Below are 13628 nucleotides of genomic sequence, written 5' to 3'. Positions count from 1 at the left end.
TTTATTTTTTAAAAATTCGTCCTTTCCAACTGTAACTTCCAAAAAAAGAATAAATCCCAACTGTAACACAAAACAGAGGATATAGCAAACTACCAAATAAAAGGAAATTTAAACGTGTTTTAAAAAAAGAACTGGTTTTATAAAGAAGAACGAAATCAATAAGAAATTTAGAGAATAAGAGTAAAATAAAATAATTTGGGTTCATCATTTCAAAAACTAAAAGCCAAAAACCCAGAATCCAAAAAAGATTCATCATTAAAACAGAAATCCCAAGTTGTTTGCTATAAAAACTATTATAATTTCCTGTTTTACTTGCCCAACGAACCCTTTGATTAAACAAATCTCTCCAATTTTTTTCTGTTTTTGTTTGCACAATTACTGACTCAGATTTTAGGAAATACACCTTATTTTTATCTTTTTGAATTGCTTTTTGCAACAAAAAAACATCGTCGCCACTTGCGATTTTATCGTTTCCATCAAAACCATTTAGTTCGTAGAAAAATGTTTTTTGGTAACAAAAATTAGCACCATTGCACATGAAAGCTTGGTTGTTACCAAAACTGCCTATCGTTGTGCCTTGCAAACTCAAAAAATCCAATTGCTGAAAAGCATCTAAAAAACCACTGTTCATTTTATAACAAATACCAGCTGCAATCATTTTAGGGTTGTTTTTTTGGATAAATACATCAAAAGTTGTGAGCCAGTTGGCTTGCACCAAACAATCAGCATCAGTCGTAATAATCCAGTCACTTTTAGCAATTGCAATAGCGGTATTTATAGCATCTTTTTTTGGAGAATTAGAAACTCTATTATTATCTATTAGAGCTATCTGAAATCTGAAATCTAAAATCTGAAATCTAAAATCTGATGCGTCATCAACTAAAATCACTTCAAACAAATCATTCGGATAATTTATTTTTTCAATTGAAGACAAAAGTTTTGGCAAATTGTCTGCTTCATTTCTAAACGGAACAATAATAGAAAATTTTGTTTTGGGTTGTAAACTTTCACTTTCAAAAGGTTGTACTTTCGAAAATCCATAAATTAACCAAATGATATTCAGTAAATACCAAATGCCAATACAAGCAAAAATATAAATTACGATTTCCATTGTGATTTAAAATTTAAAACAAAGTAACTTCCAATAGTCACAGGAATTACCACATTCAAGAACCACATTAGTGTGCTAATAAAAACAACAATCCATTCATTTACACCAAGCAATCCGAAGAAAAAAACGGCCACACTTCCTTTTACAGCAAAATCAAGAAACTGAAAAGTTGGCAAAGAAGAAGCTAGAAAATAAACACTAGAAATAGTTGCCATCAGAATTAAATAAGGCAAATCGACACCAAAAATTAAAAATAAAAAATAGTATTGATGCGAAAAAACCAAATAGCGACCAAAAGCCAATAAAATATTTTTTTGATGAATTCGTTTTGGGATTTCGTTTGTTTTATGAATTAATTTTTCGACAGAATATCCTTTTATATTTATCTTTTTCGAAAAAAAGACAATCCCAAATAACAAAATACAAATCCCAAAAAGAATAGCAACTGTTCTTGAAGTAATTACGTTAAATTGTGAATTGAAATACAACAATCCAAAAACCCCAAAAACAATTGTCAAAATCATTTGAATTCCGTTGCAAATTAAATTCAAGAAAATAATTTTTTTAGTTTTTATCTTTTCAAAAAATAGTGCTTTTCCAGCATATTCTCCTATTCCGTTTGGCGTAAATAAACCAGCGGTAAGTGCTCCAAGAACTTGTTTAGAGGCTTCGCCAATAGAAATTTGTTTAATAAACAAGACTAAATTTTGCCATTTCAAAATCTCCAGAAAACGATTTAAAAAAGACAAAAATAGAATTAGCAAAACACTCCAAATAGTTATTTTAGAATTAAATAAATCTACAAATTTTTGCCATTCTAGCTTTTCATTATGAGCTAATTGGTCATAAATAAAATAAAAAGAACCACCTACAATCAAAAGTTTGACTACAAGAACAAGGAATTGTTTAGCTTTGTGAGAAATTAAAAACATCATTGCAAATAACGGAAAAATTCTTTGTGAATCTCTGTGTTTTCTCTGTGAATCTCTGTGTAATAACAAATGGCAAACGAACGTATCATATTAGGAATCGATCCAGGAACAACCATTATGGGTTTCGGTCTCATAAAAGTCATCAATAAAAAGATGGAGTTTCTGCAACTCAACGAATTAATTCTAAGCAAATACGACAACCATTATCAGAAACTAAAAGTGATTTTTGAACGTACGATTGAACTTATTGATACGCACAATCCTGATGAAATTGCGATTGAAGCACCGTTTTTTGGTAAAAATGTACAATCGATGCTCAAGCTAGGAAGAGCGCAAAGTGTTGCTATGGCAGCAGGACTTTCGAGAGATATTCCCATTACCGAATACGAGCCAAAAAAAATAAAAATGGCAATTACTGGAAACGGAAATGCAAGCAAAGAGCAAGTAGCAAAAATGCTACAACAATTATTAGGACTAAAAGAATTACCAAAAAACCTCGATAGTACCGATGGTTTAGCAGCCGCAGTTTGTCATTTTTTTAATTCTGGAAAAGTAGTTGGTACGACAAATTATACTGGTTGGGACGCATTTGTAAAACAGAATGAAGAACGCGTAAAAAAATAATTTTGGCAGGAATTTACATACATATTCCTTTTTGCAAGCAAGCGTGTCACTACTGCGATTTTCATTTTTCGACTTCGTTGAAGAAGAAAGACGAGATGGTTTTGGCTATTGCCAAAGAAATTGCGATGCGTAAAAATGAGTTTGAAGATGAGGTTATAGAAACTATTTATTTTGGTGGAGGAACACCAAGTATTCTAGAAGTTTCAGATTTAAAGTTTTTGATTGATGAAGTTTATAAAAACTATAAAGTTTCCGAAAACCCTGAAATTACAATCGAAGCCAATCCTGATGATTTATCTGAAGAACGAATTATTGAATTATCAAAAACACCTATAAACAGATTAAGCATAGGAATTCAGTCTTTTTTTGAAGAAGATTTGCAATTGATGAATCGCGCTCACAATTCGGCAGAAGCCAAAAAATGTTTGGAAATAGCTACGCAGTATTTTGATAATATTTCGGTCGATTTAATATACGGAACGCCAGACCCGAGCCAGAATGGCGAACAGGCGCAGCAAATGAGCAACGAACGTTGGTTGCAAAACATTCAAACTGTCTTAGATTTGAATATTCCACACATTTCGAGTTACGCCTTAACAGTCGAACCTAAAACAGCTTTGCACAAATTTATCAAAGACGGAATTATTTCGCAACCTGATGATGCGGTGGCTCACGAGCAATTTTTAATACTGGTTGATACGTTGGAAAAAAACAAATTCATACATTATGAGTTGTCTAATTTCGGGAAAGAAAATTATTTTTCCAGAAATAATTCGGCATATTGGTTAGGTAAAAAATATATAGGAATAGGTCCTTCAGCCCACAGTTATGATGGGAAAAACCGCAGCTGGAATGTGTCTAATAATGGGAGTTATTTGAAATCACTTTCCGAAAATACATTGCCATCAGAAACCGAAACTTTATCAGAAACCGACAGATACAACGAATATGTAATGACTGGTTTACGTACTATTTGGGGTGTTTCTTTAGATAAAATTGAAGCCGAATTTGGAGAAAGATATCATAAATATCTCATCCAAAATGCACAAAAATACTTAGATAATGGAAAGCTTATTTTGGAAAATAATGTTTTACGAACAACCAGAAAAGGAAAATTCTTTTGCGACGGAATTGCGTCCGATTTATTTTACTTAAATTTGGAAAAGAATTCGAATGCAGATTAAAAATCCGTAAAATCCGCGCTAGAATATCCTTAAAATCCGCGTTCAATTATGCTAGCACTCATCAATAATCAAGAAATAAACTTATCAAAACCAATCGATATTTCCATTCCGTTAACTAATACGGAGGAAAATCCTATCGCTTGGTATCTCGAAAAACCAGAAATAGAACCTGTAAAAGTAGGTGATTGGATAGGAAAAGTTTCGGAAGGGAAATCATCGACAAATTTTAATAATATCTTTTTCAATCCGCACGGACACGGAACGCACACCGAATGTTTAGGGCATATTACGAGAGATTTTTATAGCATTAACCAATGTTTAAAAAAGTTTTTTTTTACTGCCGAATTGATATCGGTCGAACCAAAAAATAGCAATGGTGATTTAGTTATTTCCAAAGAACAAATCGAAAATGGGTTAAATGGCAAAACGCCCGAAGCCATTGTCATTAGAACCTTACCCAATATAGAAGGAAAAAAACACAAAAAATATTCAAACTCTAATCCGCCATATTTGGCTGAAGACGCAGCGATATTTATTCGGGAAAGTGGAATACAACATTTGCTAATCGATTTGCCAAGTGTAGATAGGGAAGAAGATGAAGGAAAATTATTGGCACACAAAGCTTTTTGGAATGTGAAAGATATCAGTAATCTAAATGAAGACGCAAGGCTAGATTGCACAATTACCGAACTAATTTTTGTTGACAATATGATACTTGACGGAAGTTATATACTAAATCTGCAAATTGCTTCGTTTGAGAATGATGCAACCCCAAGTAAACCCGTTTTATATACTATTTTGAATGTTGAATTATAAATTTTGAATGATTTTAATTTAAAATTCAACATTTATATTTTAAAATAATTTTTTATGATAACCGTTTCTACCGATAAAAACAAACTCAATCTTCCGTTCATTCAATATTTTTTGAAAGATGTGTATTGGGCGGCAGGAAGAACAATCGAAGAAGTTCAAAAAACAATAGATAGTTCTTTTTGTTTTGGAATTTATCTAGATGATGAACAAATAGGTTTCTGTCGAGTAATTACCGATTATGTTGTTTTTGCTTATGTTATGGATGTTTTTATAACCGAAGCACATCGAGGAAAAGGTTATTCGTCGATTCTTATCGAAAACATGATGAATGAACCAAAATTGGAAGAAGTCAAAATTTGGCGATTAGCAACTTCCGATGCGCATTTTTTGTATAAAAAATTTGGATTCAATGCTTTGGCAACGCCAGAAAAAATGATGGAGAAAATTATAAAATAGAAACATGAACATTCAACAATTATACGAGTTTTGTCAAACCAAAAAAGGTGTTACTGAACATTTCCCTTTCGATGAAGATACTTTAGTGTTTAAAGTTGGTGGAAAAATGTTTTGCTTAGCTTCATTAAAAGGATTTGAAAACGGAAATCCTTCGTTGAATTTGAAATGCGATCCCGAAAAAGCACTCGAACTTCGTTCGGAGTATGAAGCGATTAGGCCAGGTTATCACATGAGCAAAGTACACTGGAACACTATTGATTTGAATAAAGACGTTTCTGATGAAACATTATTCGAATTAATAAACCATTCTTATGATTTGGTTTTTGCTAGTTTGCCTAAAAGAATGCAGAGCGAAATACATTTTATTAAGTTCTAAAAAGAAATTAGGAGCAATTTGATTATACACTTACCATTTAATTCATCGAATCAAGGAAGTAAATTTAGGTTTCTAATTCTCTATAACTTCTGTATTTGAGAATTGTTGTTTCATCATGATCGTTTTTAGGGGCGTTAACTTATAAATATAATTAACATCTTAAAACTGTATACACTAAGTATATTATTTGTTTTTTAATCTAGAAAACACAAAATACGTAATGCATATTTGTAAAGTGTTGTATCTAAATGCACTTTATATTTTATAGTAAGCAAATATTATGAAATTGGAGGGTATTATTAGTGGGTTTATTGTTGTTCTAAATCGGAAATTTTTTTTCTCCAATCTTTGAGGTTACTAATCATCAGGAGTATTTTTACAATAGTCCAAAACAAAATCGTGATAGCTAAAATAATTAAAGTGGTCGAGAAAAAAGTTATGAGCCCAAATCCTAAAAAAAATATAGTCATGCAAAATAGAGTAACAAAAAGAGAGATTTTTTTGTGGGTTAGTCCTGCGGTTAGTAGCAAATGGTGCAAGTGAGATTTGTCTGCCATAAACGGTGAATTACCTTGTTTTATTCTTCCTAAATAGACTCTTATAGAATCTAGAACCGGAATAGAAAAAAAAGCAACCAGTAGTAGAAATCCGTATGCGTAAACATAATTATTGGTGTGGTTTACTTTTTCCATAAAATGGATTCCAAAAGTTACAAGAATAAATCCTAAAAATAACGAACCTGCATCTCCCATAAATATTTTATTCTTAGAGAGGTTAAATTTTAGAAATCCAATAATGGATCCCATAAAAATAATGCTAATTTTTCCTAAAAAGTAGTCGTTAAAATAAACGGAAGAGATAAAAAACATCGTAAATCCAAGAAGCGACAATCCGCCAACAAGTCCGTCTACACCATCCATTAGATTAAATGCATTTACAACGCCTGTTATAACGATGATAGTTAGCAAGTATTGTGCCCAAACAGCAATTTCGTAAATACCTAAAAAACCATAAAAAGTGGTGATTCTGGTTCCTGAAAAAGCAACTACAAAAGCTAATAGGAGTTGGATTCCCAGTTTGTATTTTGCTCTTATATCCGATTTGTCATCGATAACGCCTACTATTAGTAAAATACAGGCAGAAGCGAGTATGGGCAGATATTCTTTTAGAAGAGCAAAGAAGTTTCCTGAAACTATTAAAATGGCTAATGTTGTGGTTGTTATTGCTATTCCTCCTATGAGTGGCGTTGCAGTGGTATGCACTTTTCGGTAATTGGGTTTGTCTACCAGATTAATTTTTAGCGCCACTTTTTTTATAAAAGGAATACAAACTAAGGCTAACAATAGTGATAGTAAACCAAGGGTTCCAAATTCTGAGAGTGTTTTCATATTGATCATCTTTTTTCGTAAAACATCGTATTATTTTGCAAATGCTCTAAATTGTATTTTGTCAAAAATCGAGAGTCTAGTTCTTGAATTTCAGATAAAACACGTCTCTTTTTATCTATAGCTATCACTTCTTTTATTAATAAATGGTATTGATTTGCAATTTTCTCCCAAGTGTATCTTCTCAAGGCAATCGATTTCATTTCTTTACTTATTGTATTCATTTCTGCTTCGGTAATAGTTTGCAATTGCTGTATTAACTGTGCTGTATTAGAGAAATACAAGGCTTTATTTTCGGTAGTAGTTTTGTTATACGACACATTGAACGATATGATGGGTAGTCCAAGATACATCGCTTCTACAAGTGAGGGATTAGTTCCTCCTGCAGAATGTCCGTGAATGTAAATGGCAGCATTTCCTCGTATTAAATCTATTTCTCGTTGGTTGTAAACGGGGTCGAAAATAGTTATGTTAGGAATTTTGTTGAAGGTTTCTTTAAGTTTTTTGCCATAAGTGCTATTGTCCCAGTTGCCTACAATAACAAGATTTGAGTGGGGTAATTTTTTGAACGCTTCTAGTACAATATGCACATTGTTTTCGGGTTCTATTCGGCAAACTTTTACAGCATAATCAAGTTTTAGAAAAGGATATTTCATAAAATCTTCATATTTTGGTCGGACTTGTAAAGTATGATCGGCGCCATATTCTATCACTCTGCTCAATGTTTCGTAACGCAAGGCAGTATAATCCTGAATAGATTCATTGTCGGAGATATCAATATGGGAAAAACGAATAGCCATTTTTTCTGCCCAACATAAATAAAGTTTTGCAAATAGCGACCATTTGTCTCTTTTCCATTCAATACCATCAATAGAAATTATGATTTTTTTATTGGTGAAAAACTTTACAAAAGGCAAGATCCAAGCGCCAGCAACTCCTAAAATTAATAAAACATCGTTTTTTCGTAATGCTTTTATGATAGAAATGGTGTCGTAAGGTATACTTTGTATTCCATTTGCTTCCAGATTAATGTATTCTAATTTTGCACCTTTATAAGTAGTTATTTGTTCTTTCTTAGAATATTTCTTTTTAGAACAATATACGGTAAAGTCATATTTAACAGAAAGATGGGTTACTAGATGATCCGCTAGTGTTTCGAATCCCCCATATTTTGCAGGTAAACCTACAGTTCCTATAATGGCGATACTTTGCTTTTTCATGTTAATAGTATTTATAATTGAAATAGTATAGACTAAAATAAAGCCAAAATATTAAAATACTGAAAATCAATAAGTTACATTTTTATTATTTTCCAAAATATGGAAGTTGTATATTAATTGGAAAGAATTTTAATCGATTCATTTTCAAAGTATTCTTCATTAAAATGATTGCTTTTTTCAATTGACTCCAAACACATTTTTTGATATAAAGAATCATCGTTGAGGATGAGGTTTAATTTTTCTGAAATGGCATTGGTATTTTTGCTGTTTATCATATAGCCATTTACGCCTTCTTCTACTAATTCTACAACTCCTCCAACAGGAGGAACAATTACGGGAAGCCCATAGGCCATGCCTTCTAATATGGTTAGTCCGAAAGTTTCTACCCATAAATTCACATCAGATAAATTGAGTAGAACCGAAGCTTCTTTGTAAAAAGGATGTGTATTTTTTTGAACAGGATATAGGAATAAATTAGAAGGAATGGTTTCGTTTGAAAAATATGCATCAATTTCAGCTTGATTTGCATTTACAATCAGTTTGAATGTTAATTGAGGATTTATTCGGGCTAATGTTACGAATTCATGTACGCCTTTATAAGCTTTTAAAGAACAAATCATCAAAACTATTTTTGTTGTTTTTTGAATGCTTCTATTTTGAGTAGCTTCTTTTACAAAATTATTTTCGAGCACATTATAAAGCACATTTTTTTTCTTTTTCATAGGTTCTTGCTGTGCTAAAAAGTTTGAGACATACACTACTTCTGAAGCCGACCAACGTACAATTCCGAAAAGAAATTTTTTTAAAAGTAAAGGTTTTATAGACGTTTCATGAATGTGATAAACGACTTTGCAACCTCTAATTTTACCCACAATTCCAGCACCAAAAGGCAAAACAGTATTTACATACAAAATGTCTGTTTTTTTCAAGAAAAAAAGCAGTTTGAAGCCCAAAGCCATTTGACTAAAAGTTAAAAAAAACAATCTAATGAATGGGTTTTTGGCAAATTGATACCAATAAAAATGTTCCTGAATTCCTACAATATCTGATAAGAATCCTTCTCTTTTTCCAGAAGTGTACAAATGGGTATCCAAATCATTTTTGACCCAACCTTTTAGTAATTGCATCAAAACTTTCGGGCTTCCGCTATAATCGTTTAATAAATGTACTGCTATAACTCTCATAATTAAAGTTGGTCGTAAATATTTTTTAATTTTTCGCCACGACTATTCCACGTGAATTTTTCCTCATATTGTTTTCTAGCGGCAACGCTCATTTTGAGTAATAATTCCTTGTCATAGTATAGCGCTTGAATTGCTTTTTCTAATTTGCAAATGGTTTTAGTATAATCTGAATGAGGGATTGCAAAACCACAATCGGCATTGATAAACTCTCCTGGACCTTCATTGTCTAAACAGATTACAGGTAATCCAAAAGACAATGCTTCAGCAACCACCATTCCAGCACCTTCGTGTGAAGGAAAAAGAAAAACAGATGATGTTTCGTAGATTTTCATGAGTTCTAATCTATCAATCCATTCTATAATTTCGACGCAATCATCGGCTTGATTTTCTGCTATAATTTTTTGATAAAAAGATTTTTCAGGCCCTGTGCCTATTAATTTTAACTGACAATTTATTCTTTCGTTAAAAGGAACGGTGTTGATAAATTTTATAAAAGAGTTTAATGTCAAATCAAAGCCTTTTAGTGGAACAAATCTTCCTACGCTTATGAGTGTAAACGGTTCTTTAGAGACTATTTTTTTAGCATTAAAATCTTCTGAAGCAATCGATGGACTAATAGAAAAGTCGTTTGTTTTTATATTCAAAACGGCAGGCACTCCACTATTCATACACCAAATATGACTTGCTTTTTGAACCGTTTTTTTTAATGAAAAAGAACCGTTCCAGAACATTTTTTTTATTAACCAAGTAGCTCTGTCTTTGATAAAATAATGGATTGCATATTTTTTTAAATATTGGTTAGGAATAACTGGATGATGTCCTACAGGTCCCCAAACCATTGGTTTTTCTAGTTTGTATAAAAAACTTGGTGTCCAGTCATTATGAAAATTTACGTTATGGGTAATATCAAATTGAAGTTTTTGTTTTTTGATGAAAGAAATAATACCTCGTTGCCACATATAGTAATACAACATGGCACCACGACTTCCTTTTTTCCAGAAACGCATCCAATATGGTAAATCAAAATATAAAAAAGTAATGTTTTGATATACAGTATCAGGGTTTTCATTCATAAATTTTTCGATTGCTGGTTTGTTGTTTTCTCTAGTAATGGCAATCACTTTGTTGTAACGTGCTATTTGATAGGTAAAATTCCAACCCATAGCATCTTCTGATCCTTTGTATGGGTTTACAGCATAACAAGTTGCTAAAATGGTTTTAGGATTCATGTGTTCTGGTTTTTAATAATTTAGCTGGAACCCCACCAATGATCGAATTCTCAGGAAATGATTTAGTAACCACACTTCCAGCTGCAATGATGCTTCCCGCTCCAATTGCAACACCATCTAACACCGTAACTTTGCTTCCTATCCAGCAGTTCTTTCCTATTTTTATTCCTTTTCTTGAAACGCCTTGATGGCGAATTGGAATTGTCAGGTCTTGATAATTATGATTTTCTGGATGACAGCTTAAATATTGTCCTACAATACAATCGTCGCCTATTTCTAAACTTCCTGCGCCACCCAAGTAGGCAAATTCTCCAATTCCTACATTGTTGCCAATTTTTATTTGGTCTCCAATATCGTTTAAAGAAGTAGAAACAATAATTCTACTAAATGCTCCAAAAGAAACGTTGTCTCCAAATTGAATTCCGTTTTTACTCAAAGCAGACACATGAACATGATTCCCCAATCGTAGAAATTTCCCATAATGGATTTTTGAAATATTAAAAAATTCAACTCCTTTGCCCAGCATCATGCCTTTTGGGCTTTTTAGGAATAAAATCACTTTCAATCCGCGAATTAGACTCCAAGATTGTACCCAGATAAATTGAAGTAATGCACTAATGTTTAAAGCATCATCAAATTTGAAATTTGGATTTCGAAGCTGTATTATTTTTTGAATGATTGATTTCAATTTATGATAGAATTATAGTTTTTACGATGTGATTTAAGGTAACGTCTAGTTCTTCGTTATTGATAGATTCATATACAGAAGAATTACTTTTCACGCTTAGTGAATCGAAAAGTGCGCTATATTCTTTAGTTAATTCTTCGATAGTTTCTTTAGTTAATTCTTTTTTTCTGTCTAGAATTACATTTGTATCAGCAAAAAGGAAGAAATTGAATTTAGGTTTTAACAATAAGTAATATCCTAATTTTGAAATAATTTTAGGTAAAACAATATTACTACGTTTACTGTCATTAATAAAATCAAAGTAATAACGATCATAAATAACGACATAGCCTCTTGACGTATATTTGAAATAAATAACAAATTGCCCAAATAAATAATCAGAATAATAATAGGTAAATCGGAGAATAGAAGATGCAAAACTTTTATTTTTTCCTTGTCTAGGAAGACTTGAAGTAGCATCTTGATGAGCTTTTTCTTTTCCTTTTGTCCATACACTTAATATAGGTAAAATAGAAGGACGATGACGTAATATAATGACTGGTTTTCTTAGTTGTTTTTCAATTCTGAAAGCTATTTTTTCAATAACTGTAGATTTTCCTGCTCCATCTACACCACTAAAAGTGACTATGAAACCTTTATTATGTTGATGGTTTTTGATAGCATCAAGACAGTAATTGAGAGTGTTTTTTATATAATTTATACCTTTGTTTTGTTTATTACTTTTAATATAATTCAATAAAAGTTGTTTGCTTTTTTTAGAATTATCAAAATAATCCTTAATAATGAAGTCGATAGTTTTTTTAGAATTATTAAAGGCTTCTTGATAAATTAAATATTTTTTGGGAATTTTTGCGACATTTAAAATATAAAACAGTGCAATATATCTTGACGTGCAAATGCTTGAAACATTTTTTATTCCATAATTATTTGTAAAACCAGTTTCAATTAATTTTTTAGCATCTAAAATTTCTAAGTTACGACGTTTTAATTGCCAAATTAAATCGATTGAGAGTATATTGGCATCGTTTGTAAGAATTTGAATCGAATTCATAAACGATTTTTTAGAAAAAGTAACTTTAGAAACCAAATCATGTTTTTGAATAGTTTTAAGAATACTATCATTCATTTTTTTATCGATAACTAAGTCTATATCAGAATTTAGACTTAATATTTCTGGAAATCCATTTTGAAATTTTAAAGCAGCATATTCTTGATTCTGAATGGAATCAAATAGATCCATGATAATTAATTCCCTCGAAGAATATTCATTTGTTAGAAAAACATTAAACCCTTCATTCCACACTTGAAACAACCAATCAATTTGAATATGCCAATTTTTTTGCTCGGAATATATTTTTAAATACTGCATACAATTAATAAGTAAATAATATTTTAGATAGTTATTTAGCTCTTCTAAATCGTAATTAAAAAATAAACATGCAAAGGAATTATTGTCAATTTTTCTAATATCAGCATAGATTTTTCCCCAAGATTCATGGTTAACCAATATCCCGTTTTGAACTATAAAATGGAAATAATCAAAAGCTTTTGGTCTGTCAAATTGTGCTAATTCCCAATCATAAATAGCTAATTTCTCCTTTTTTTGATACATATTCCAAGGTGTGAAATCACCATGAGAAAGAGAAAGTTCTATTAATTCGTTATCCGAAATAGTATCTAAAACAGTATTGATTTTTCTAATTAAATTTTTAGGAATTCTTGGGTCATTTATTGATCTAAAATCCTTTTTTAGGGAGTTAAATAAATCCCAATCTCCCACTTTGATAGTTTGTTTCTCGACAGTGTGAATTTCTAATAATGCAGCTATGTGATTAGGTGTAATGTTCTTAATTCTTTCTCCATTTATAGATACATCATTTAACTGAATTATGTTATTTGATATTACAGTCGCATTGGGTATTTCGAAAGATGAAATAATAGGTTTTATTTTTTCTAAAACTTCATGTTCCTTGCGAATTAATTGGCTTGCCTTTGGGGTTATGGCAATTTTGTAGAAAGAATTATTGGAATACAAAACCGCTTTTTTATTAGGGCCAATAGTTCCAGTAAATAGCGCCCAATTAGTATTGCAATCAAATACAGGATTATCTAAAACAGAAAAATAATAACTCCTTTTTTTGAATACTAATTTTTGCAATCTTAAAGCAAAGACAAGTTTGATTAGTGTTGCAAAGACAAATGCTTTTTTACTACTAATATTATAGAATTTTAAGAAAAGCGGATGATTGGATTTTGCATTCCAAACCCATCTTGGAGTTCCATCAGCATTGTTTATTGTTAGTAAAGTTACAACAACATCGTTTTTATTTACTTTTTTTATAGAAATGGAATAGCCTGTTTTTGTAAAAATATTTTCCATGTTGAGCGTATTTATTTATTTAACTAACGTGATAATTGTGCCA

The 13628-nt window shown here is 31.1% G+C and carries 13 protein-coding genes; 5 read left to right on the top strand and 8 right to left on the bottom strand.

The window, feature by feature from the left end; all coding sequences use genetic code 11:
• Position 1: 1 nt before the first annotated feature.
• On the bottom strand, positions 2–1111 hold the full coding sequence (locus ACH2BP_RS02960) for a glycosyltransferase (protein ID WP_395056852.1): 1110 nt from the start codon (positions 1109–1111) through the stop codon (positions 2–4).
• Positions 1099–2043, bottom strand: a complete 945-nt coding sequence (locus ACH2BP_RS02955) for a hypothetical protein (RefSeq protein WP_395056882.1) — start codon at positions 2041–2043, stop codon at positions 1099–1101. Before ACH2BP_RS02955 ends, ACH2BP_RS02960 begins: the two co-directional genes overlap by 13 nt.
• A gap of 69 nt (positions 2044–2112) precedes the next feature.
• Here ACH2BP_RS02955 and ruvC point away from each other — a divergent pair, with 69 nt between their 5' ends.
• Genes ruvC through ACH2BP_RS02930 form a run of 5 tightly spaced genes read left to right on the top strand, consistent with a single transcriptional unit; the run spans position 2113 to position 5499 of the window.
• The gene (gene ruvC / locus ACH2BP_RS02950; RefSeq protein WP_395056850.1) at positions 2113–2667 is read left to right on the top strand and encodes a crossover junction endodeoxyribonuclease RuvC; all 555 of its coding nucleotides are present in this window, start codon (positions 2113–2115) and stop codon (positions 2665–2667) included.
• Between the two features lie 2 nt (positions 2668–2669).
• On the top strand, positions 2670–3851 hold the full coding sequence (gene hemW, locus ACH2BP_RS02945; protein WP_395056848.1) for a radical SAM family heme chaperone HemW: 1182 nt from the start codon (positions 2670–2672) through the stop codon (positions 3849–3851).
• A 48-nt stretch (positions 3852–3899) separates the two neighbouring features.
• Positions 3900–4667: a cyclase family protein gene (locus ACH2BP_RS02940; RefSeq protein WP_395056846.1), complete on the top strand. Its 768-nt coding sequence runs from the start codon at positions 3900–3902 to the stop codon at positions 4665–4667.
• A 54-nt stretch (positions 4668–4721) separates the two neighbouring features.
• The gene (locus tag ACH2BP_RS02935; protein ID WP_395056844.1) at positions 4722–5123 is read left to right on the top strand and encodes a GNAT family N-acetyltransferase; all 402 of its coding nucleotides are present in this window, start codon (positions 4722–4724) and stop codon (positions 5121–5123) included.
• A gap of 4 nt (positions 5124–5127) precedes the next feature.
• A complete protein-coding gene (locus ACH2BP_RS02930; RefSeq protein WP_395056842.1) occupies positions 5128–5499 on the top strand; it encodes an MmcQ/YjbR family DNA-binding protein in 372 nt (123 codons plus the stop codon).
• Between the two features lie 308 nt (positions 5500–5807).
• Here the strand turns inward: ACH2BP_RS02930 and ACH2BP_RS02925 are convergent, their stop codons facing one another.
• From ACH2BP_RS02925 to ACH2BP_RS02900, 6 genes are all read right to left on the bottom strand, one after another.
• Positions 5808–6887, bottom strand: a complete 1080-nt coding sequence (locus ACH2BP_RS02925) for an MraY family glycosyltransferase (protein ID WP_395056840.1) — start codon at positions 6885–6887, stop codon at positions 5808–5810.
• Between the two features lie 5 nt (positions 6888–6892).
• Positions 6893–8104, bottom strand: coding sequence for a DUF1972 domain-containing protein (locus ACH2BP_RS02920; protein ID WP_395056838.1), 1212 nt, complete (start codon positions 8102–8104; stop codon positions 6893–6895).
• A gap of 113 nt (positions 8105–8217) precedes the next feature.
• Positions 8218–9288 (bottom strand): glycosyltransferase family 4 protein, encoded by a 1071-nt coding sequence (locus ACH2BP_RS02915; RefSeq protein WP_395056836.1) that lies wholly within the window; start codon positions 9286–9288, stop codon positions 8218–8220.
• A 2-nt stretch (positions 9289–9290) separates the two neighbouring features.
• The gene (locus tag ACH2BP_RS02910) at positions 9291–10517 is read right to left on the bottom strand and encodes a glycosyltransferase family 4 protein (protein ID WP_395056834.1); all 1227 of its coding nucleotides are present in this window, start codon (positions 10515–10517) and stop codon (positions 9291–9293) included.
• Entirely contained in the window at positions 10507–11205 is a 699-nt protein-coding gene (locus ACH2BP_RS02905) for an acyltransferase (protein WP_395056832.1), read from the bottom strand. Before ACH2BP_RS02905 ends, ACH2BP_RS02910 begins: the two co-directional genes overlap by 11 nt.
• 1 nt (position 11206) lies before the next feature.
• Entirely contained in the window at positions 11207–13585 is a 2379-nt protein-coding gene (locus tag ACH2BP_RS02900) for a hypothetical protein (protein WP_395056830.1), read from the bottom strand.
• Between the last annotated feature and the right edge of the window lie 43 nt (positions 13586–13628).

Source organism: Flavobacterium sp. (genome assembly GCF_043756175.1).
GTDB lineage: Bacteria > Bacteroidota > Bacteroidia > Flavobacteriales > Flavobacteriaceae > Flavobacterium.
The sequence above is the reverse complement of the archived record's forward strand: the minus strand, read 5'-3'. Positions and strand labels throughout refer to the sequence as shown.